This window comes from Neobacillus sp. MER 74, assembly GCF_023714155.1.
Genome location: NZ_JAMAUV010000001.1, coordinates 35,575 through 57,473, shown reverse-complemented (window position 1 = coordinate 57,473; position 21,899 = coordinate 35,575). Strand labels below are relative to the sequence as shown.

Genomic DNA, 21,899 nt, shown 5'->3' with positions numbered 1-21,899 from the left:
AAAAAGGATGTCAAATAATAGACCATATGACCCTTTTGATTCATTAAGTAAAATCACTAGTCAATTGGAAAAACAGATGAATGATCTTATATATCAGGTGACGGACAATAAAGAATTTGTTCGCTTATTAAAAAGGGGTTCTCTTTCACAAACCCTTTTACAGGAACGTTTAAGTAAGAACCAAGAATTGTTGGCATCACAGTTAAACATCCCAACAAAAAACGACCTGGCTAATGTGGCGAAAATTTCCATTCAAACAGAAGAAAAACTGGATGGGCTAGAAGAACAGCTTTGGAATTTATCCGATTCTGCCGATAAAACGAATCAAGAGATTGTAACTATTGTAGAAATATCTAAAGAAGTTATGAAAGTGACAACACATTTAAAATCTGAATTATCTGAATTAAAAAAAGAAAAAGCAGTGTTAAGTGAATTTAAAAAAGAATATATGGAACTAAAAGAAGAAATGAATACAATGAAAGAATTATTGAAGTCTTTCATTACTTCTGAGGAAAATAATCTTACAGAAATAAAGAAGCAAAAATCCAAACAACTTGAACCGGCTAAAGCTGGTAATAAAAAATAAGCTGAACTGGAGAAATGAATATGGCAATGATATCCCCATTAATAGACTATATTCCATCCCTTGATATCACAAAAGAACAGAAACGATGGAATCGTTTTATAAATAGATTGAATGATCCGAAACCAAAGGTTAACCATACCTCAAGACAGGTGGTTTGGAAGAAAAATAAATCAACATTATGGCATTATCCAGCTGTAGAGAAAAAGCATGAAACTCCAATATTCATCGTTTATTCCTTAGTTAATAAGCCATATATTTTTGACTTGGCTCCTGGAATAAGTGCTATCGAACAATTTGTTAATCGCGGTTATGAAGTGTACTTGCTGGATTGGGGAGTACTTGGATATGAAGACAAAGGAATCACCCTCGATGATTATATTGTCGACCATCTTCAAAAAGCAGTAAAAAGGGCGCTTCGTCATTCCAACGCAGAAGATATTACCATTTGGGGTGCTTGTCTCGGTGGGGTAATGGCTTCTATCTATGCAGCCATTTCGGAGGAACCGATAAAAAATTTAATCCTTTCAACGCCTCCCATTGATTTTAGAGCCGTAACACAGATTCTTCCAGAAAAACTGGCTGAAAGTATACTAAATAATGAAATAAGTGTGGATCGTTTTGTTGATGTAAATGGACTGATTCCACCGAGATATTTGCATTATCTTTGCCGTTTCATATCTTCACCTATTCACTTTAGCTCATATGCTACGCTCCTAAATCATGGCTATAACGATAAATTTGCTGATAAATGGGCCCGTATGGATATGTGGACGAAGGATCATGTTCCAATGTCTGGCGAAGTTCTCAGACAATTATATAATGATTTAATCATAGATAATAAGCTTATTAGAGGTGAGTTATTCGTCCGCGAAAAAAGAGTGAATTTTCAAAATATTCAAGCGAATTTACTTGTTATGACAGCAGCAAATGACAATGTTGTCCCGGAAGAAGCCAGTCTGCCAATCATGGATTTGGTTTCCAGCAAGGATAAAACCTATGAGAAATTTGTGACTGGTCATATTGGAATGTTCCTGTCAAACAAGTGCCCAGACTTTATGGATAAGTGGCTTGCCATGCGAACTAAACAAGTCTAATAAAAATACACAGTGGGAAAACAAATGCTTCCCACTGTGTATCTTAATTCATTTTAAAGAAGGTCCATGTCTTACAGACTGTTATAAAGTTTTTAAATATTATAAACTTTATATATTTTTTTGTTTTTGGGCTATTGACGAAATGTGACCCATATGTGTAAAATACACCTATAGTAATTTTATTGAGGTGTAGTCATGAAAAATAACAATAATGAAAAAAATGTTACTCCATCTAAGCAATTTATCCTTCCATTTATATTATTGCTACTTAGCAGGATGTCGCTTCATGGCTATGAACTAATTCAAAAACTTCAAACTCTAGGTTTTCACACTCTTGACCAAGGAAACTTGTATCGTTTATTGAGACAACTAGAGAAAGATAATCTTGTGCAGTCAGAATGGCAAACAAATGGTAGTGGCCCTGCCAAACGATGTTATTCAATAACTGATACTGGTAAAGGGTATTTAGAGGGCCATGCAATACAACTTGAGCAATACCAATCCATGCTCGATAAATTTTTCAAAATGTATTTTAGTTTTCTTGAGCTCTACCTTCCCCCATTTCATAGGGAGGATAAAATAGAGAAATTAACAAAACAATTGAGGAGGAACGAAGATGAGCCAAAAGGTAATTGATCAAAAAGAGGAAGTCCTAAAAAAGGAAGTTAAAAAAGGAGAGGTTAAAAAAGTGGAAGTTTCAAAAGTGGAAGTACCAAAAGTGGAAGTTCTAAAAGTAGAGAAGCAGAACGAAACAAGCTATGTTACCGATTCATTTATTAATATTTTTTGGGGCCAATTTGAAGCTGCAGTTTCTCGTACAAGAGAACTTAGAGAACAACAGCAAGAACTTTACTTAAAGGCTATAAAAGAAACAACCAAGTTCAATGGTGTGTACCGCAATACTTTAAAGGGTCTTTTTGAACAAGTTTCAACAATAAATAGCGACTTGCGTAAAGGGATATTCCAATACAATGTTATTCAAGGAAATGAATCTACTGAAGTGATGACTGAATCTTTAAAAAGTCAAGTAAATAAAGCAGCTAGTAAATTAGAGGAGCTTTATTTAACTCCAATTAACTCAGCATTTGATTTAATTGAAAATACAGAGAAGCGTTTTGAACAAAGCAGCGAGGCATTCATTGAATCTACAAATGAAGCATTGAATGCTTGGGAATCTGTTACAGATAACTATTTAAAACAAGCTAGAGAAACGCATGAAGATATTGCTCGTAGATTAGAAGATAGTGTACGTGGACTAGTTACTTCTAGTAAATAGTGTACATATCTAAAAGAAACCACATTTTATTCAGATGTGCCTTTCTTTGTTAATAGATAACCTAAATCGCACAAAAAAGCAGCTTTACCTCCAAGGCAGGCTGCTTTTTTTAATAAAAACGATTTTAAAACATAGTATTCCATCTTCATATTATTACTTGAAAGTAGGTAATTGAGTAAAGTGGAGTGAGACAAGTATGCATAACCTTAGCACTGAACAATTGCTAGAAGCCTTTGATTCTGCTATTAAGTTAAATCTTTGCAAAGACTTTGTTCTGCTATTGGCTAATGAGTTAGATACACGATTTAATAATGAATCATCACCCATAAATGATTATAGAAAAATTTTAGATCAGTATATTAATTCAGATTAGAAACCTTTCTCGTAGATATGTGGAATGTTTTTCAGTCATAGATTACTTGCACCTTAAGAAGATACAATTGACTTTTTGATATCTAATAAAAGTGGAGGCATTTTTATGAGTGACCAAGAAAAGACTATATTTATGAGTGAACAAGAAATGACTTTACTATATAAAACGTCAAGCATTTTAAGAAAAGATACCAGCATTATGAGACTAAACGATATTATTGAAGAACTTGTTCATTTTATAGAATCAAAAACAAATGATGTCAAATCTCCGGATCAAGAATAGAAAAGAATCAATATTAGATGTAAAAAGCCTATCCATATACTTGGATGGGCACTTTTCATTTTTAAGGATATCAACAAAAAAACTTAAATATACCCCAAAAACTTGGATTTAAAATCAGTCAAATTACTGTAAAAAAACCCACATATCGTTCGACGATTTCCGCATCGATCGAGATTTTTTTGTAGCTAAAATATTGGTTTATTACTAGATTAAGAAGGTGATTCATCAAATTCAATTGAAGTTTAACTAATATTTAATGATACTTAACTATCGTGTATTATACATTAAAATTATTGGAAGATAAAATAAAATTAATAATATTGTAGGCATTGCAAATTTAATAGAGATGCTGTGAGAGGAGTGATGCAATTTATTTTTTGAATATTAGAAATTAAATTTATTGCAAAAAAACATTTGAATGAGGAGAAGAAAAGCCTTATGAGTAAAAAACAATCTAGAAAAATACTTGCAGGAGCTCTATCTGTTGGTATGCTATTATCTCAAGGACAAGCATTTAATGTATTTGCTGAAAGTCCATTTGATGTCATTGGACAAGAAGGTCCGCGATATAATGCGACCACAAACATAAACACTGAAAACATTTTGAATAGCCTAACTCCGGAACAACGTGAAGCTCTTAAGAACTCACAATCGTCCGGTGCAAGAGGACTTCAATTATCGCAAAATGTAAATCTTGATAGCGAAGAAGTTGTATCAGTAATCGTAGAGTTTAAGAATAAGCCTCAAAAAGTGGCTGTTCTTGAAGCGGCGGCAAAAGGAAAAACTTTATCAGCTGATACAGCAAAGAACAATGCAGAAGCTGATCATGCAACCTTTAAGAAAGATTTAACTTCTAAAACAAAAGGAACTTATAAAGTAAACCGCGAATATAAAAGCGCCTTCAACGGGGTATCATTACAAGTTCCGGCAAACAAATTAAAAGACTTAGTGAAATCAGCAGCAGTTAAAGCTATTTATAGCAATGAAATTATAAAACTAGAAGAACCGATTGAAGCTACTTTCGAGTCAAATGGGCAAGGAATGGCAGCCGAACGTTCTTACCTAAACGTAGATAAGCTTCACAAAGAAGGGTTCACTGGTAAAGGTGTAAAAGTAGCTGTACTTGATACAGGTATCGACTACAATCACCCAGACTTAAAGGATGTATTTAAAGGCGGGTTTGATTTCATCGACAATGATGCTGATCCAATGGAAACAACTTATGCTGATTGGGTTAAAGCTGGCAAACCGAATCCAGCTAATAACGGTTCAGACTATGTAACAGAACATGGAACACACGTATCTGGTACGATCGCAGGTCAAGGTACAGCGGATAGCGAGTTCGCTACTACTGGTGTTGCTCCAGATGTCGACCTATATGTATATCGTGTTCTTGGCCCACAAGGCGGGACATCTGAAAGTGTTATCGGCGGAATTGACAAAGCCGTAGAACAAGGAATGGATGTTATCAATCTATCATTAGGTGCTGCCATTAACCATCCGCTTTATCCTACAAGTATTGCCATCGATAACGCAGTGTTAAGTGGGGTAACAGCAGTTGTTGCTGCAGGTAACGAAGGAAACGAAATGTACACTTTAGGTTCTCCTGGTACTTCGCCATTTGCATTGACGATTGGTGCAAGTGATGTTCCAACTACGATTCCGACAATGAAAGGTCATAATGACAGTTTGACCTCCGATATGAAATTATTAGCACGAGGTTATAATGACGACCTTTCAACATTTATTGGTAAAACGTTCAGTATCGTAAATGTTCCAGGAATCGGTCAAGCATCCGATTATAAAAACATTGACGTAACAAACAAAGTAGCTCTAGTACAACGTGGAACAAACGGCGTAAATGAAAAGGTTGCTATCGCTAAGCAAAAAGGAGCTGCGGCAGTCCTTGTGTATAATAACGTCGAAGGCTACATGCCATTCTATTTAGCAGAAGGCGGAGATTACATTCCTGCCTTCAATATGACAATGGCTGATGGTCTTGCCATCAAACAACAAATTGCAAGCGGCAAAACAACATTTACTTTCAGCGATTTGGGTCAAGAAACATCCAAAGGTGATGAATTAGCTAGTTTCAGTTCTCGTGGACCTTCTTATATCAATTACGATATTAAACCGGAAGTTGTGGCGCCAGGTGTTAGTGTATTGTCGACGGTTCCTGGATTTATTCACAATCCAGACAATCCATCTGATTTCGAACATGCCTATGACCGTATGTCAGGAACATCAATGGCCACTCCATTCACAACAGGCGTTGCGGCATTAATGTTACAAGCAAAACCAGATGCACAACCTGAAGATGTAAAAGTAACCTTAATGAATACAGCGGACCCACTAAAAGGTGGCTACAGCGTATTTGAACAAGGTGCAGGGCGTGTGAATCCATATGAAGCTGTTCATTCTGCAATGGAAATCAAAGTAAAAGACGAAACACCAACGGGTATTAATAATCAATTAGTAGATGTTAAAGAAACAACCGGTGCACTTAGTTTCGGCAAAGAATTTTTCATAGGCAAAGACGTTAAAGATTCTCGTACTCTAAAGTTTGAGAACAATAGTTCTAAAGCTAAAACGTTCGATGTAAGTGTTTCTTTCCAAACTAATTTAAGAGGTTCTAAGGATGCAGAGAAAAACGGCGTAACTGTTACTACGGACAAAACCGTTAGAGTACCTGCAAACAGCAATATTTCAAGAAAAGTAGACCTTTTCATTCCAGCATCAGCTGAAAAAGGTATCTATGAAGGGTATGTGGTTTATACCAACCAAGATGATCCTGCCGAATCATACCGCCTTCCATTTGGGGTTAAATATATAGATGAAGGATTCAAAAATGTAACACATATTCAACGCTCAGGGACTAGTGATCGAAATAACTTAACGAATCCATTATTTGTCCCTTACTTCTTCACCAAATTCACCTTAAAGTCTCATATCGACTGGATTGACGTTGTGTTAACAGATGTAAATGGTAAGGGCTTAGGAATAACAAATTCATATAATGGTTTTGGTCGTGAGGAAGATAAGGAATATACGATCACTTCATTTGGCGGATACATTTACCCGTTTGTAAATGAAGAAGAGACGCAGGTAAGCAGCAAAGCAGCCCTTGTACCAGAAGGTCACTACAAACTTAAATTAATTGGTTATGGTCTTGACGGTGCAACATTTATCGATTCACAAGACATCTTCATTGATAACACAATGCCTGATAAATTCGACTTTAAAGTAGAAGGCGAAAAAGAAGGCAACCCGTTCGTTGAATACAAAGAGGGACAGCAAACAATTGGACTTACTGCTTCTATTCATGATAAAAACATTGAAGTGATGAAAGAAGCGGGTATTCCTGCGAATCAAGGCCAAAACCAAATCAGGTATTCTTATGATAATCCGTTTGGATTAAATGGACAGCTTAAATTAGATGACAATGGAAACGTCAGCGATGCCATTCTAATGAATCCGAATAAACAACCTTTAAATGTATACTTTATGGGCGGCGACCAAGCAGGTAATGCATATGGTAAGAAACAATACTATTTTGTGAAAGACACAACTCCATATGTCTTCGGTTCAGTGGATGTAAAAACACGTTTAAATCAAGCTATAGCACATTCTGGAGATGAAGTTAAAGTTACACTTCATGCAAATAACGTACAAGATGTAAGTGAAGCTTTATTTAACTTCGACGTAAATACAACTGACACTAACGTGGTTCGGATTGATTTAAATCCTGCAGCACAAGCTTTAGGCGGACATTTAACAAGAGTTACAACTACCCCTGGAACTGGTACAACTGTTAAATCCGAGGTAAATGTTGCTTTTGATCAAAATGTATCAGGCGATATTCCGATGGTTGATGTCACAATTAAAATTGCTGATATTAAAGATCCGGCAGGTCAATCTAGTTTCGCTAGTGTAACTTCAACAATTACAAGTCAAGCTGTAACAACAAAACCATTTACGTATGTCACACCTATTACGATTTTGCCAAACTTCATTACTGTTAAAGGATACCACCATGCTGAAGGTTTCTTGAATCCAGCAAATGGACAATTCGATTCCAAGAGAGATTACACAACTCATGGAATTAAAGTAACCATTCAAGACAAACAAGGAAAGACGTATCCAATAACAGTGAATAAAGGCGGACAATTCTACGCAACTGGAATACCGCTTACTCGCGATGAAATGACACTCATTCAAGATATTCCAGGACACTTCACGACATTCAATAAGTTTAATGATGAAGGTAATCACACCTACAAAACAATGGATGGCATTGATTATGGATATCTTAAAACATTAGGTACTGAAACGGTTGATACGGCAATTGGCGGGGATGTTAACAAAGATAATGTAATCGATATTTACGATGCTCTAGCAATTCAAACCGCATGGGGCACAAATAACCGCAATTCAGATATCAACTTCGATGGCACTGTTGACGCTAAAGACTTTAGCTTTGTAGAAAGAAACTTTGGGATTCAAAACCCTTGGGTGACAAATGCCCCTAAAGTAGTAAGCAAATACAAATCCAAAACAGTTGAAGATATCAAGAAAGAATTAAAGATTCAATAATTAGGTCATTTGGATCCTAAATAAATAAAATAACCTTTGCTCTAAATTCTAAAGGGCAAAGGTTATTTTATTTTTGCAGTATTATTCAAGAATTTACAAAAGAGACAAAGGGAACGACATCACATCAGCCCCAATAATCCTGAACAAATTTCAAAAATAATTGGGCAGGGGGGGTAAGAGGTTTGTCATTTGCATGAATGGAATAAATAGATTTAATTAGTAGATCGCTATTTCTTAAGGGAATAATAAGGATATCACCGTTTAGAACATCCGCATCATTTTTAAATATTTCTTCAAAGGCAATCCCGATACCCATTCCTTCAATAATCGCTTTCCGGATAATTTCGACATTGTTGCTGCTAATAACCACTCGGTTCTTGGAAAAATAGGATTTCAGCAAGAACTTCATTAAATCGCCTTTGTAGGTGGCCAAACATTCATTTTTTAGATCGTCTGGAGTTACAAATTCATGGAATGCAAATGGAGAGTTCTTCCCAACTAAAATGCAAGGGCTTCCTATTGCCAGTTCTTTATAAACTAAGTCAAGTTCATCTTCTAATTCTCCTTTATTTGAGGCGATTATTCCGATATCACATTTTCCAGTTTTAACATCTTTAAATATTTTTTTTAAATCCTCTTCCTGGATTTCTACTATAACCTCAGGAAATTCGATTTGAAGTTTCAATAAAGAGTTAAAGGCCGAATAAGTCAATCCTGGTATACAAGAAATCTTTAGCTCAGTTTTAGCTAATGTTTCTTGTAATTTTGCTTCTTCTCTTAACTCAATAATTTTAGAGAGGACTTCGTATGCTTTCTTGATAACGGCTTTCCCTTGTTGTGTCGGAATCATACCTGTTTTTGAGCGTTTAAAAATTTGAATGCCTAGTTCTTTTTCTAAGTTCGAGATGGATTTGCTGATGGCCGGAGGTGAAACATGAAGCTTTTCTGCTGCAGTTGTGATCGAACCTTGTTTTCCAATTTCTGCTATGTATTGTAATTGCTCAAAATGCATAAAATCCCCTCCGAGATTTAACTAATATTTAATGATAGGTAACTATCTTGTATTTTACACTATTATTGGCAAAAGTTAAAATAAAATTAATATTATGAACTCTCAGTGAATAATAAAATTTGAAAGGAGTTAAAATTAATGGGTTATGATGTAAGAGCAGTAACGATGGAAGCTAAATATATACAAAATGAACATAAAATTTTTAGAGAATCGGTTCGAAAATTTTTGGAAAAAGAAGCAGTTCCTTATTATGATCAATGGGAAAAAGATGGAATTATTCCTCGTGAGTTTTGGCTAAAGGTTGGTAATCAAGGATTTTTATGCCCGAATGTGGATGAAAAGTATGGTGGTTTGAACGCAGACTTTACGTATTCGGTCATTTTTACTGAAGAATCAGAACGTGTAGGTACTAGTTTAATAGGTATAGGATTACATAATGATATCGTTGTACCATACATAATTGAGTATGGGTCCGAGGAACAAAAGCAACGGTGGCTTCCAGGTTGTGTGAGTGGTGAAAAGGTGTCGGCAATTGCCATGACCGAACCTGGGGCTGGTTCAGATCTTGCCAATATTAAAACGAAGGCCATAAAAGATGGAGATTCCTATATCCTAAATGGAGAAAAAACATTTATCACGAATGGAATTCATTCCGATCTTATCGTGGTGGCATGTAAAACTGATTCCAATGCGGTTCCTGCCTATAAAGGGATTAGCTTGCTTGTGGTTGAACGAGATACACCCGGCTTTTTTAGAGGGAAAAAATTGGATAAAGTTGGTTTGCATGGTCAAGATACTGCTGAATTAATTTTTCAAGATGCACGTGTTCCAGCAGCCAATCTTCTAGGTGAAGAAGGTAAGGGCTTTTATTATATGATGAACAAACTCCAACAGGAAAGGTTGATTATAGCGATATCAGCTCAGGTTAGCGCTGAAGAAATGCTAAGAATGACAATCGACTATGTGAAAAATCGAAAAGCTTTTGGTAATTCCATTAGTCAATTTCAAAATTCTCAATTTAAAATTGCCGAGATGGCAACTGAGATTAAATTGGGTCGTAGTTTCGTTGACGATCTTATTATCAAGCATATGAATGGAGATGATGTTGTTACTCAGGTATCAATGGCGAAATGGTGGATCACCGAAATGGCCAAAAGAACGGCATCAGAGTGCATGCAGCTATACGGTGGATATGGTTTTATGGAAGAATATCCGATTGCCCGCAGATACCGAGACATTCCAGTTGCAGCGATTTATGCGGGAACCAATCAAATCATGAAGAACATCATTGCAAAAAATCTTTTAGGTTCTTAAAAATAGATAGTAGAGTCATATGAATTTCGGATTAATTCCTGTTTTTCATTGGCTCTTTTTATTTCTCTTAAATGTGAAAAATAGACTCTTCTCGTTGATGAAGATGTATATATAAACTTTAACTATTAATTAATGATAAGTAACTTTTATGTATTTTACATTAAAAAACTGAAAAGTTAAAATAATAAAAATGGCATAACTCTATTAAAGTATTAATTGAAAAAATAAGCAGGGGTGTGAGAAATGGTTAAAATGCTTGAAATAAGAGAAATGGTGAGGTTAGTAGATCAATCGTCTCTTGATAGTTTGGAAGTGAAAAATGAGGGACTTAAAATTTTAATAAAGAAGGGGAAACCTTCTCAGGTTGTTCATTTAAAGGAGCCATCTACTCAATTAGGTTGTTCAGTTGACGTACAAATAACTGAAAATTCCGGTGAAGTCAAATCTAAGGCCGATTTGACTTCGCAACCACGTGTGCTCCAATCAAACCATGTTGGTACGTTTCAATCCTTAGCAAAACCAGGAGACAAAGTTGAAAATGGTTCATTAATTGGCCGTTGTTCCGTGAAGGCACTCAATTTAAATTACGATATCACATCAATTCATAACGGCGTTATTTCTGAAGTTCTCGTGGAAGAGGGACAACTCATCGATTATGGACATCCAATCTTTAAAATAATTGCTGGAAAGGAACTTGTACATGTTTAAAAAGGTTCTTATAGCTAACCGAGGAGAAATTGCTGTACGTGTGATTAGAGCGTGTAAAGAATTGGGGGTATCAACTGTAGCTGTTTATTCTGAAGCAGACCGTGAAGCCCTTCATGTACAAATGGCAGACGAGGCATATTGTTTAGGCCCAACCCCATCAACAGAAAGTTATTTGAATATGACAAACGTCATTAGCATTGCTCTATTAACAAATTCGGATGCCATCCACCCTGGTTATGGATTTTTAGCAGAAAACGCTACTTTTGCTGAAATCTGCGCGGATTGTGACATTTCGTTTATTGGCCCTGAAGCAGAAGCGATCAGAAAAATGGGGGATAAAGCGGTCGCAAGAGAAACGATGAAGAGTGTTGGGGTGCCTACGGTTCCTGGAACCGATGGTTTAATTAAAGATCTTGAAGAAGCTGTAACGATAGCGAAGGAAATTGGCTTCCCTGTAATTGTAAAAGCTACTGCTGGCGGAGGCGGGAAGGGAATGAGAGTAGCGGAGGATGAAGAAGTTTTACGAAAAGCCATCATTCAAGCACAGAAAGAGGCTGAAACGGCATTCGGAAATGCTGGTGTATACCTCGAGAAATACGTGGAAGAACCTCGTCATGTTGAAATTCAAATCATGGGAGATATGCATGGAAATATCGTCTATTTAGGGGAACGAGACTGTTCCATCCAACGGCGCCATCAGAAACTTGTGGAAGAAGCCCCGTCACCAGCCCTTGAACAAGAGATTCGTGAACAGATGGGTAAGGCAGCAATATCGGCAGCAAAAGCTGTTGGTTACCATGGTGCAGGCACAGTTGAGTTCCTTTTAGATAAAAATGGTCAATTTTATTTCATGGAAATGAATACGCGCATACAGGTAGAACATCCCGTGACAGAAATGATTACTGGGATTGACTTAATCAAGGAACAAATTTCAGTGGCAGCAGGATACCCGCTGTCGTTCAACCAAAGTGATATAAAAATAAACGGCTGGGCAATTGAATGTCGGATCAATGCAGAGAACCCCGCTAAGAATTTTATGCCTTCCCCAGGGAAAGTGGAAATGTACCTGCCTCCAGGGGGGTATGGTGTGCGGGTTGATAGTGCAGTCTATCCTGGATGTGAGATATCTCCTTTTTATGATTCGATGGCAGCAAAAGTAATTGTTTGGGGAAAAGACCGTGAAGAAGCCATCAGGAGGATGAAAAGGGCGCTTGATGAATTTGTCATTAGCGGAATAAAAACGACTATTCCTTTCCATCAAAAATTACTTGAACATGAAAGTTTTGTTAAAGGTCAGTTTAATACGAAATTTCTTGAAACAAATCCAGTACAGTTAGAGGAGTAATTCCACTTGTTACTATTTTTAAAGGGGAGAAAGAGACATGTTTAAAATTCATGAAATAAGAGAAATGATTAGATTAATTGATGAATCGACAATAGAGTGCTTAGAAATAATGAAGGGGGATTCCAGCATTTTTCTTCGGCGAAATGGAATGATAAGTCCCGCTCTTATTCAAGAAAACAAATCTATTAAACTGGCTGTACCTTCAATCTCTGAGGCATCATCTCTTGTAGAAGAAGCAACAACGAAAGAGATTTCTGATGGCACTAATCAAGCGGCAGTCACGATGGAAATTGTCAAAAAAGAGGAAAGGACACCAGAAGTTCAGGAAACTGGAAACCTAGCAAAGATTGTTTCTCCTATGGTAGGGACGTTTTACAAGGCGCCAGCGGAGGATGCCGCCCCGTTTGTAAAAATTGGTGACGAGGTTGATAAATCAACCGTTGTCTGTATCCTTGAAGCCATGAAATTGTTCAATGAAATTGAAGCGGAAATGACGGGAGAAATAGCCGAAGTGTTAGTTGAAAATGGTCAACTGGTTGAATATGGTCAACCCCTATTTTTAGTAAAACAGACGTCATAACTGAAATGAAGGGGTCAGAAAAAAAGAAAGGGGTTAATTGAAAGGATGACAGAAAAATCTTTGTTTCAAGAATTTCCGACACCATCATTTCAACAGTGGCGAGAAGTCGTGGAGAAATCATTAAAAGGGGCTTCGATTGAAGAAAAGCTAGTAACAAAAACCTATGAAGAAATTCTACTTCAACCTATGTATAGGAAAGAGGATGTCGAAAACTATCCTCATTTATCCTCACTGCCAGGTGATTTTCCATATATGAGAGGTACCAATGAAGAAGGCTATAGGGAAGTACCCTGGGATGTTTGTCAGGAATTGAATTATTCAACACCAGAAGAGTTTAATCATGCAGCAAGAAATGATCTGGAAAAAGGGCAAACCATGTTACATATGGTCATAAACGAAGACAAATGGTATGAACCTAATTCGAATCAGAGAAAAATACATCCCCTGGGTGTTTCCCTATCAAATCTACAAGATTTTCAAATAGCATTCCAAGATATTAATTTGGAGGAAATTCCAATATATATCGAATCTGGTAGTACTGGTTATCCATTTTTTGCAACTTTGATGGCCTATTTAAAAACACAAAAGGTAGATACCAAGAAAATAAGAGGCTGTATTGGAATGGACCCATTGGGCAAACTCACCCTAAAAGGAACGCTTCCTTACTCTATCAATCAGGCATATGAATTAATGTCCGATTTAACTAAGTGGTCTAAACTGCATGCGCCAAAATTACAAACTATAATGATCGGTGCTCGTCCATACCATGAAGCGGGTGGGAATGCATTTCAGGAATTGGCGTTTGCCGTTGCCACTGGAGTTGAATATCTTCGAAATCTAGTAAATCAACACAATTCGATTGATGAAGTTGCGCAGCGAATGAGTTTTTCCTTTTCAATTGGTTCAAACTTTTTTATGGAAATGGCGAAATTTCGTGCTGCACGTATGTTGTGGGCGCGTATTGTAAAGGAGTTAGGCGGAAATGAAACTTCACAAAAGATGCACATTCATGCACGAACTTCCGCATGGACAAAGACAATAAATGATCCTTTCGTCAATATTTTAAGAGGTACGGTGGAAGCTTTTGCTGGAATTATGGGCGGGGTTAATAGTCTTTGTGTATCTCCATTTGATGAGGCCATTCGTCCGGCTGATGAATTTTCTCGTCGTATCGCACGGAATACACAATTGATACTAGAAAAGGAAGCTCATTTGGGGAAGGTAGTGGATCCAGCCGGAGGATCCTGGTATATTGAAACATTAACTTTTTCTCTGGCAGAAAAAGCGTGGGAGCTTTTTCAAAAAGTGGAAGAGTTGGGTGGAATGTATAGTGCACTGCAAGAGGGTTTTCCTCAAAAAATTGTAGCGAGAACCGCTGATGAAAAAACGGAGAACATTAAACGAAGGACACAAAAGTTCGTTGGAGTCAATATCTATCCTAAATTGAGCGAGCCCTCAATCGGCAGTAGAGTTTCGAATGAACAAAACAAGTTCCAAAACCAAACGTCAGCACTGGATCAGGTTGATTCTTACGATGATCACCAAAATTCGCTCGTCAACTCCCTTTTTGTTAAAGAGGCAATACAAGACTTCATATCCAATCATGCAATCGAAAATGCAATCATCGCTGCAAAAACAGGTGCATCCATTGAAGATTTGGTTGCAGCAATAAAGCTGCCCGTTTTTATTACGCCTTCCATTCAAACACTGCACATTCACCGCGCGGCAGAACCTTTTGAAGAACTTCGCAGGAATTCAGATGCATACAAAAAGAGGACGGGAGGACTTCCAAAGGTATTTGTAACGAATATTGGAGTACTTCCAAATGATAAGCATCGTATCGATTTCATAACTGATTTTTTTGAAATTGGGGGATTTACAGTGATTCAACATGAAGGACTTCCTACCATAACCGAAGCAGTTACGGCTTACCGCTTTTCTCAAGCAAACATTGTTGTCATTTGTACTCGTGAAGATCATTATTCGGAGGCTGTTTCTTCTTTAGCACGAAATATTAGGAGGTATAAGGAGGAGGTACCGATTGTATTGTCAGGAAATCCGTCGCAAGTGGATAAAGGCTTGTACATCCAGGCGGGAGTAAATGATTTTATTCACCCAGAAGTGAACATCTATCAAATGCTGCTTGAACTTCAAGAATTGGGGGGAGTTAGAAAATGTATAAAGTAACGGATTTTACGAAAATGTCCTTCCAGGATACTTTTTCAACCACCATTCTTCCTGAAAGGAAAGAATTTGATGCAGTATGGGATACGTTAGAGAACATTCAAATGAAACCGCTTTACACCGATTCCGACCTCAACGATGTGGAACATTTGAGTTTTGTGTCAGGAATGGCTCCGTTTTTAAGAGGACCATATCCCGCCATGTATGTAAGCCAGCCATGGACGATCCGTCAATATGCCGGATTTTCCACCGCAGAGGAAAGTAATGCTTTCTACCGCCGGAACTTAGCTGCTGGACAAAAGGGTTTGTCAATTGCCTTTGATTTGGCGACACATCGCGGTTATGATTCCGATCATCCACGGGTAGAAGGTGACGTCGGAAAAGCAGGGGTAGCGGTCGATTCCATCTTGGATATGAAACTACTTTTTGATGGGATTCCATTGGATAAAATGTCAGTATCCATGACAATGAATGGTGCAGTCCTTCCGATTTTAGCCTTTTATATCGTGGCAGCTGAAGAACAGGGGGTCCACCAATCACAATTATCGGGGACCATTCAAAACGATATCTTAAAAGAATACATGGTTAGGAATACCTATATTTACCCACCGGAAGCATCAATGAGAATTATTGCGGACATCTTTTCCTACACTTCCAAGAATATGCCGAAATTTAACAGTATTAGTATATCTGGTTACCATATGCAAGAAGCGGGGGCGACTGCAGATATAGAACTGGGATATACCTTGGCAAATGGGTTGGAATATGTTCGAACAGGATTGAAAGCAGGAATCGATATCGATTCTTTTGCCCCAAGGTTATCATTCTTTTGGGCAATTGGAATGAATTACTTTATGGAAGTTGCAAAAATGCGAGCGGCACGTTTATTGTGGGCAAAACTTATGAAATCGTTTGATCCAAAAAACGATAAATCGATGGCCCTCCGTACACACTCCCAAACCTCAGGTTGGAGCCTGACAGCACAAGATCCGTATAATAATGTGACTAGAACCTGTATCGAAGCAATGGCAGCAACTATGGGACATACTCAATCCTTGCATACGAATGCTTTGGATGAAGCGATTGCTTTACCGACTGATTTCTCGGCAAGGATTGCTCGTAATACGCAGCTATATCTTAAAGAAGAAACAGGTATTTGTAATGTGGTTGACCCATGGGGTGGTTCATACTATGTAGAATCATTAACACATGAATTGGCACACAAAGCCTGGGAGCATATTCAAGAAGTGGAGTCATTGGGTGGAATGGCAAAAGCCATTGAAAGCGGTTTACCCAAAATGCGGATTGAAGAAGCTGCAGCCAGGCGTCAAGCGTATATTGACTCTGGAAAAGAAACGATTATAGGTGTGAATAAATATCGATTGGAGACAGAAGATCCAATCGATGTACTGGAAGTGGATAATACCGCTGTTCGAGAAGCACAAATCAAGAGACTGCAGAAGCTGCGTGCAAATCGTGATGAGTCACTCGTGCAAAAAACCCTTCATGCCATTACCCATTCAGCAGAGACTGGCGAAGGCAATTTGTTAGCCCTTTCCATCGAGGCTGCTAGAGCAAGAGCAAGCCTTGGCGAAATATCAAATGCCTATGAAAAGGTGGTTGGACGTCATAAGGCTGTGGTCCGCTCGATCGTTGGAGTATACAGTGCCGAATACGGTGAAGAACATGAAATAGAAATTGTAAGGAAACAAGCGGATGCTTTTGAAGCTCGGGAAGGACGACGGCCGCGAATCATGGTTGCTAAGCTTGGTCAAGATGGTCATGATCGCGGAGCGAAGGTAATCTCCACGGCTTTTGCAGATTTAGGATTTGATGTGGACATTGGCCCTCTATTCCAAACACCAGAAGAAACGGCTCTTCAGGCGGTAGAAGATGATGTCCACGTCATAGGGATGAGCTCTTTAGCTGGGGGCCATAAGACATTGCTTCCTAAATTAATGTCTGAATTAAAAAAATTAGGCCGTGAAGACATTGTGATTATAGCTGGAGGTGTGATACCAGCTCAGGATTATGAATTTTTAAAAGAAAATGGAGCGGCCGCGATCTTTGGTCCTGGGACAGTAATTCCCGTGGCTGCACAAAAAGTATTAGAAGAAATTAATCGTCGTCTAGAGGAAGCGATCTAAATGAAACTACAAGGTAAAGGAAGGAAAAAACTTTCAGAAGATGACTATGTAAGAGGGATTTTGGAAGGAAATCGGACGATACTTGCTCAGGCCATTACATTAATTGAGAGCCATTTGCCCGTGCATAAGGAAATGGCAGAAAACGTTTTGTCCAGAATACTTCCTAAGACGGGCCGCTCTATTCGAATTGGCATTACAGGTGTTCCCGGAGCTGGAAAAAGTACTTTAATAGAAGCACTTGGTCAATGGCTGTGTGAGCGAGGTCATCGAGTTGCTGTTCTAGCTATTGATCCAAGCAGCACCATAACGAGAGGCAGCATTTTAGGGGATAAAACACGAATGGATTCCTTATCAAGAAATCCCGATGCGTATATCCGTCCATCTGCAACAGGAGGTACCCTCGGAGGAATTGCTCGAAAAACACGAGAAACGATGCTTTTATGTGAGGCCGCCTGTTACGACGTGATCCTGATAGAAACAGTTGGAGTGGGTCAAAGTGAAGTAACCGTCCGTTCAATGGTAGATTTTTTCTTACTAGTAACCCTGACTGGGGCCGGCGATGAATTGCAAGGAATTAAAAAGGGTGTAATGGAATTAGCGGATGCCATTGTGATTAATAAGGCTGATGGTGATAACAAAAAGAAAGCAGCTGCTGCTAAGGCTGAGTTTAACCGAATATTACACTTTCTTAAGCCATCGACTTTCGGGTGGACTAGTAAGGCGTATACTTGTTCTGCTTTGGAGGGGGATGGGATTGAAGAAATTTGGTCCGTGATCAAGGACTTTCGTCAAAATTCAATTTCGTCCGGAATTTTTCGTGAACGTAGAAAAAAACAAAAGTTGAATTGGATGTATAGTATCGTCCATGAACATCTGAAATCTAGCTTTTATTCGAACGCTGATATTCAACAAATTATTCCAGAGATAGAACATTCAGTAGATAAGGGTTCATTAACCGCTCCAAAAGCAGCGAAAAAATTAGTAGAAATTTTTGAAAACACAATGTCACCTTCAGGGTCATCTAGAAAGGAAGTGGAGATAACCAATGAGCACTGTTTATGAGAAAATTTATGATTTATCGGACCGGAAGAGTAAGGTTGAGCTCGGCGGCGGTGACGACCGTATCAATACACAGCATAGCCGAGGGAAACTAACTGCAAGAGAGAGGATTGATTTATTGCTGGATGAGGATTCCTTTGTGGAGTTAAATCCCTTTATTCAGCATCGTACCACCCACTTCGGAATGGATCAAATAGAAGCTCCAGGAGAAGGGGTTGTAACGGGCTACGGAAAAATTCATGGCCGCCTAGTTTACTTATTTGCTCAAGATTTTACCGTTTTTGGTGGAGCTTTAGGGGAGATGCATGCGACTAAAATTTGCAAAATCATGGATTTGGCAGCTAAAAATGGAGCACCAATTATTGGTCTTAATGATTCTGGCGGGGCTAGGATTCAGGAAGGCGTTGTTTCCTTAGACGGATACGGTCAAATATTTTATCGGAATGCCATCTATTCAGGGGTAATCCCACAAATATCTGTCATTTTGGGCCCTTGTGCCGGCGGGGCAGTCTATTCTCCAGCGATTACTGATTTTGTGTTTATGGTCGAAAAAACCAGTCAAATGTTTATTACAGGTCCTAAGGTGATTGAAACTGTAACTGGTGAGAACATTTCTGCGGAGAATCTTGGTGGTGCTAAGGTGCATTCCTCCATCAGTGGATGTGCGCATTTTACAGGGGATTCTGAAACGGAGATCTTGGATGAGGTAAGGAAATTGATTACCTTTCTCCCTCAAAATAATTCGGAAACTCCTCAGGCAATTCCAATTAGTGAAGAAAGTGAATGGCGCGAAGAATTACTTGAACTAGTACCTCTTAATGGAACAAAAGTATATGACATTCGTAAGGTTTTAGAACAAGTTCTAGATTACGGAGATTTTATGGAAGTACAAAAGGATTATGCGAAAAATATTGTGGTTGGTTTTGGACGCATTGATGGAAATAGTGTGGGAGTGATTGCTAATCAGCCTAAAGTAATGGCTGGAGGGCTGGATATAAATTCTTCGGATAAGACTTCCAGATTCATTCGATTCTGTGATTCATTTAATATTCCAATCATAACTTTTGAAGATGTGACGGGGTTTTTCCCTGGTGTCAACCAAGAGCACGGAGGAATCATTCGACACGGGGCAAAAATTCTTTACGCCTATTCTGAAGCAACCGTACCAAAAATAACTGTCATACTGAGAAAAGCATTTGGCGGCGCCTATGTGGCGATGAATTCGAAAGCAATCGGCGCTGACATTGTCTATGCATGGCCCAATGCTGAAATTGCCGTTATGGGGCCTGAAGGAGCAGCAAATATTATTTTCGCGAAAGAAATTAACCAAAGCAGTAACCCGGAAATGACTCGGTCAGAAAAAATTGAAGAATATCGGAACATGTTTGCGAATCCTTATGTTGCTGCGTCTCACGGAATGGTTGATGACGTGATTGATCCAAGGGATACGAGAAAAGTTCTTAAACAATCTCTTGAAATGCTTAAAACCAAGAAAGAATCGAGACCGCAAAAAAAGCATGGTAATATTCCGTTGTAAGTACCCTGCAATCCAAAAAAATGAACTTGTAAAGGGGTTATAAAAATGAATATCATCGTTTTAATAAAACAAACATTCGATACGGAAGAAAAAATTGTTCTGCAAAATGGGATCATTAATGAAGATGGGGTAAATTTTATCATCAACCCATACGATGAATATGCCATTGAAGAAGCGATTAAACTGCGGGAGGAGCACGGTGGTGAAGTAACGGTTATCACATTTGGACCCGAACGTTCAGAGAATGCTCTCCGGACAGCACTAGCAATGGGTGCAGACAAAGCGGTTCTTGTTGATAGCGAAGATCTTGATTTTGATGAATATAGTACAGCTAAAATCCTGGCTGCGGTTATAAAATATAGAGAATTTGACATTATTTTAGCTGGCAATGTGGGAGTTGATTATAGCAGTGGGCAAGTAGGTCCACGGCTAGCAGAAGAACTAGGAATTCCACAGGTAACTACTATTACAAAGCTGGACATCGAAGGAAATAAAGCCACGATTGAACGTGATGTCGAAGGGGATAAAGAGGAGATCCAAGTATCTCTTCCAGTCCTAATCACAGCGCAACAAGGATTAAATGAACCGCGTTATCCTTCCCTTCCTGGCATTATGAAAGCCAAGAAAAAGCCAATTGAGTGTTTAGAGTTAGATGATTTACATTTGGTAGAAGATGTTGAAAGAAAAACGGTTGTCACACAGACATTTTTTCCACAGAAAAAGGAAGCAGGACGTATCCTAAACGGAGATCTAAAGGATCAAGCTTCTGAACTGGCTGCACTTTTACGTAATGAAGCGAAAGTAATCTAAACTCTAGGAGGATGAGAATATATGAGAAAAGTACTTGTATTGACAGAGACAAAAGAAAAAAAATTAAGAGGAGTATCTCAAGAAGTGTTAACAGCAGCACAGCGCATTGCTGAAGGAGGAGAAATTATCGCTGTTGCTATTGGCAGTGAGGCTACTCATTACGCACACCTTTTAGGAATATATGGAGCAAATAAGGTGTATATCCTTGGCAACGAAGAATTGGATGTATACACAACAGATGCGTATACGCAAGCTTTGCAGCAGGTCTTTGATGAAGTACAACCAGAAGCCATTTTACTTCCACACACTGCGATAGGGAAGGATCTGGCACCACGCCTTGCAGCACGACTTAGACTTGGTCTTGTCTCCGATGTTATTGATGTTCAGATGGAAGATGGTGAAGTCATCTTTACTCGTCCCATTTACTCGGGGAAAGCGTTTGAAAAAAAGAAAGTAGTTTCTGGCATTCCATTTGCAACGGTTCGACCGAATAATATCCCAGTGAAAGAAAACAAAGTAACAGTTGAAATTGTCCGTTATCCTGTTGAAATCAAAGATCTACGTACAATTGTACAGGATGTAGTGCGTAAAACCGCTGGCGGTGTAGACCTATCTGAAGCAAAGATAATTATCTCAGGTGGACGAGGGGTCAAATCAGTAGAAGGTTTTAAACCGCTATTGGAACTTGCGAAAGTTCTTGGAGGGGCAGTCGGAGCATCCAGAGGCGCATGTGATGCTGAATACTGTGATTATTCTTTACAAATTGGACAGACGGGAAAAGTCGTAACTCCAGATTTATATATTGCCTGCGGGATTTCTGGTGCCATTCAGCATTTGGCGGGGATGTCTAACTCGAAAGTCGTTGTAGCAATAAACAAAGACCCTGAAGCACCAATCTTTCAAATCGCAGATTACGGTATTGTTGGTGATTTGTTTGAGGTAGTTCCACTTCTTGCGGAAGAGTTTAAAAAAGTTCTAGTAAATTCTTAAATATTAGAT

At 38.5% G+C, this 21,899-nt stretch carries 18 protein-coding genes; 17 read left to right on the top strand and 1 reads right to left on the bottom strand.

What is annotated here, in order from left to right:
* Positions 1-7: 7 nt before the first annotated feature.
* From M3610_RS00280 to M3610_RS00250, 7 genes are all read left to right on the top strand, one after another.
* The gene (locus M3610_RS00280) at positions 8-586 is read left to right on the top strand and encodes a polyhydroxyalkanoate biosynthesis repressor PhaR (protein WP_251455918.1); all 579 of its coding nucleotides are present in this window, start codon (positions 8-10) and stop codon (positions 584-586) included.
* Positions 587-606: 20 nt separating this feature from the next.
* Positions 607-1,680, top strand: coding sequence for an alpha/beta fold hydrolase (locus tag M3610_RS00275; protein ID WP_251455917.1), 1,074 nt, complete (start codon positions 607-609; stop codon positions 1,678-1,680).
* A gap of 195 nt (positions 1,681-1,875) precedes the next feature.
* Complete coding sequence (gene phaQ, locus M3610_RS00270; protein WP_251455916.1) at positions 1,876-2,316, top strand: poly-beta-hydroxybutyrate-responsive repressor; 441 nt, start codon at positions 1,876-1,878, stop codon at positions 2,314-2,316.
* The gene (locus M3610_RS00265; protein ID WP_251455915.1) at positions 2,297-2,956 is read left to right on the top strand and encodes a hypothetical protein; all 660 of its coding nucleotides are present in this window, start codon (positions 2,297-2,299) and stop codon (positions 2,954-2,956) included. The genes phaQ and M3610_RS00265 overlap by 20 nt, the downstream gene beginning before the upstream one ends.
* A 196-nt stretch (positions 2,957-3,152) precedes the next feature.
* Entirely contained in the window at positions 3,153-3,329 is a 177-nt protein-coding gene (gene sda, locus M3610_RS00260; RefSeq protein ID WP_251455913.1) for a sporulation histidine kinase inhibitor Sda, read from the top strand.
* A gap of 105 nt (positions 3,330-3,434) precedes the next feature.
* Positions 3,435-3,611, top strand: coding sequence for a hypothetical protein (locus M3610_RS00255; protein WP_251455911.1), 177 nt, complete (start codon positions 3,435-3,437; stop codon positions 3,609-3,611).
* A 438-nt stretch (positions 3,612-4,049) separates the two neighbouring features.
* Positions 4,050-8,204, top strand: a complete 4,155-nt coding sequence (locus tag M3610_RS00250) for a S8 family serine peptidase (protein ID WP_251455909.1) — start codon at positions 4,050-4,052, stop codon at positions 8,202-8,204.
* 124 nt (positions 8,205-8,328) lie between these two features.
* On the opposite strand, the gene M3610_RS00245 is transcribed toward M3610_RS00250, so the two are convergent.
* Positions 8,329-9,216: a LysR family transcriptional regulator gene (locus tag M3610_RS00245; protein ID WP_251455907.1), complete on the bottom strand. Its 888-nt coding sequence runs from the start codon at positions 9,214-9,216 to the stop codon at positions 8,329-8,331.
* A gap of 165 nt (positions 9,217-9,381) precedes the next feature.
* Here M3610_RS00245 and M3610_RS00240 point away from each other — a divergent pair, with 165 nt between their 5' ends.
* From M3610_RS00240 to M3610_RS00195, 10 genes are all read left to right on the top strand, one after another.
* Complete coding sequence (locus tag M3610_RS00240; protein WP_251456711.1) at positions 9,382-10,530, top strand: acyl-CoA dehydrogenase family protein; 1,149 nt, start codon at positions 9,382-9,384, stop codon at positions 10,528-10,530.
* A 243-nt stretch (positions 10,531-10,773) separates the two neighbouring features.
* Complete coding sequence (locus M3610_RS00235) at positions 10,774-11,238, top strand: acetyl-CoA carboxylase biotin carboxyl carrier protein (protein ID WP_251455905.1); 465 nt, start codon at positions 10,774-10,776, stop codon at positions 11,236-11,238.
* Positions 11,231-12,583 (top strand): acetyl-CoA carboxylase biotin carboxylase subunit, encoded by a 1,353-nt coding sequence (accC, locus tag M3610_RS00230; protein WP_251455903.1) that lies wholly within the window; start codon positions 11,231-11,233, stop codon positions 12,581-12,583. Before M3610_RS00235 ends, accC begins: the two co-directional genes overlap by 8 nt.
* 37 nt (positions 12,584-12,620) lie before the next feature.
* On the top strand, positions 12,621-13,163 hold the full coding sequence (accB, locus tag M3610_RS00225; RefSeq protein ID WP_251455901.1) for an acetyl-CoA carboxylase biotin carboxyl carrier protein: 543 nt from the start codon (positions 12,621-12,623) through the stop codon (positions 13,161-13,163).
* Positions 13,164-13,208: 45 nt separating this feature from the next.
* Complete coding sequence (locus M3610_RS00220; RefSeq protein WP_251455899.1) at positions 13,209-15,350, top strand: methylmalonyl-CoA mutase family protein; 2,142 nt, start codon at positions 13,209-13,211, stop codon at positions 15,348-15,350.
* On the top strand, positions 15,338-17,494 hold the full coding sequence (scpA, locus tag M3610_RS00215; RefSeq protein WP_251455897.1) for a methylmalonyl-CoA mutase: 2,157 nt from the start codon (positions 15,338-15,340) through the stop codon (positions 17,492-17,494). Before M3610_RS00220 ends, scpA begins: the two co-directional genes overlap by 13 nt.
* A complete protein-coding gene (meaB, locus tag M3610_RS00210) occupies positions 17,495-18,556 on the top strand; it encodes a methylmalonyl Co-A mutase-associated GTPase MeaB (protein ID WP_251455895.1) in 1,062 nt (353 codons plus the stop codon).
* On the top strand, positions 18,540-20,090 hold the full coding sequence (locus M3610_RS00205; RefSeq protein WP_251455893.1) for an acyl-CoA carboxylase subunit beta: 1,551 nt from the start codon (positions 18,540-18,542) through the stop codon (positions 20,088-20,090). The genes meaB and M3610_RS00205 overlap by 17 nt, the downstream gene beginning before the upstream one ends.
* 45 nt (positions 20,091-20,135) lie before the next feature.
* Positions 20,136-20,900 carry an electron transfer flavoprotein subunit beta/FixA family protein gene (locus M3610_RS00200; protein ID WP_251455891.1) on the top strand — a complete coding sequence of 255 codons (765 nt, stop codon included), beginning with the start codon at positions 20,136-20,138 and terminating at the stop codon, positions 20,898-20,900.
* Between the two features lie 21 nt (positions 20,901-20,921).
* Positions 20,922-21,890 carry an electron transfer flavoprotein subunit alpha/FixB family protein gene (locus tag M3610_RS00195; RefSeq protein ID WP_251455889.1) on the top strand — a complete coding sequence of 323 codons (969 nt, stop codon included), beginning with the start codon at positions 20,922-20,924 and terminating at the stop codon, positions 21,888-21,890.
* Positions 21,891-21,899: the final 9 nt, after the last annotated feature.

Bases quoted from the DNA above. Each gene is read 5' to 3' on its own strand.
- accC (WP_251455903.1), top strand. From the start codon at position 11,231: ATGTTTAAAAAGGTTCTTATAGCTAACCGAGGAGAAATTGCTGTACGT.
- phaQ (WP_251455916.1), top strand. From the start codon at position 1,876: ATGAAAAATAACAATAATGAAAAAAATGTTACTCCATCTAAGCAATTT.
- M3610_RS00245 (WP_251455907.1), bottom strand. From the start codon at position 9,216: ATGCATTTTGAGCAATTACAATACATAGCAGAAATTGGAAAACAAGGT.
- M3610_RS00265 (WP_251455915.1), top strand. From the start codon at position 2,297: ATGAGCCAAAAGGTAATTGATCAAAAAGAGGAAGTCCTAAAAAAGGAA.
- M3610_RS00220 (WP_251455899.1), top strand. From the start codon at position 13,209: ATGACAGAAAAATCTTTGTTTCAAGAATTTCCGACACCATCATTTCAA.
- M3610_RS00275 (WP_251455917.1), top strand. From the start codon at position 607: ATGGCAATGATATCCCCATTAATAGACTATATTCCATCCCTTGATATC.
- accB (WP_251455901.1), top strand. From the start codon at position 12,621: ATGTTTAAAATTCATGAAATAAGAGAAATGATTAGATTAATTGATGAA.
- M3610_RS00280 (WP_251455918.1), top strand. From the start codon at position 8: ATGTCAAATAATAGACCATATGACCCTTTTGATTCATTAAGTAAAATC.
- M3610_RS00205 (WP_251455893.1), top strand. From the start codon at position 18,540: ATGAGCACTGTTTATGAGAAAATTTATGATTTATCGGACCGGAAGAGT.
- M3610_RS00240 (WP_251456711.1), top strand. From the start codon at position 9,382: ATGGAAGCTAAATATATACAAAATGAACATAAAATTTTTAGAGAATCG.
- meaB (WP_251455895.1), top strand. From the start codon at position 17,495: ATGAAACTACAAGGTAAAGGAAGGAAAAAACTTTCAGAAGATGACTAT.
- M3610_RS00250 (WP_251455909.1), top strand. From the start codon at position 4,050: ATGAGTAAAAAACAATCTAGAAAAATACTTGCAGGAGCTCTATCTGTT.
- M3610_RS00255 (WP_251455911.1), top strand. From the start codon at position 3,435: ATGAGTGACCAAGAAAAGACTATATTTATGAGTGAACAAGAAATGACT.
- sda (WP_251455913.1), top strand. From the start codon at position 3,153: ATGCATAACCTTAGCACTGAACAATTGCTAGAAGCCTTTGATTCTGCT.
- M3610_RS00195 (WP_251455889.1), top strand. From the start codon at position 20,922: ATGAGAAAAGTACTTGTATTGACAGAGACAAAAGAAAAAAAATTAAGA.
- scpA (WP_251455897.1), top strand. From the start codon at position 15,338: ATGTATAAAGTAACGGATTTTACGAAAATGTCCTTCCAGGATACTTTT.
- M3610_RS00200 (WP_251455891.1), top strand. From the start codon at position 20,136: ATGAATATCATCGTTTTAATAAAACAAACATTCGATACGGAAGAAAAA.
- M3610_RS00235 (WP_251455905.1), top strand. From the start codon at position 10,774: ATGGTTAAAATGCTTGAAATAAGAGAAATGGTGAGGTTAGTAGATCAA.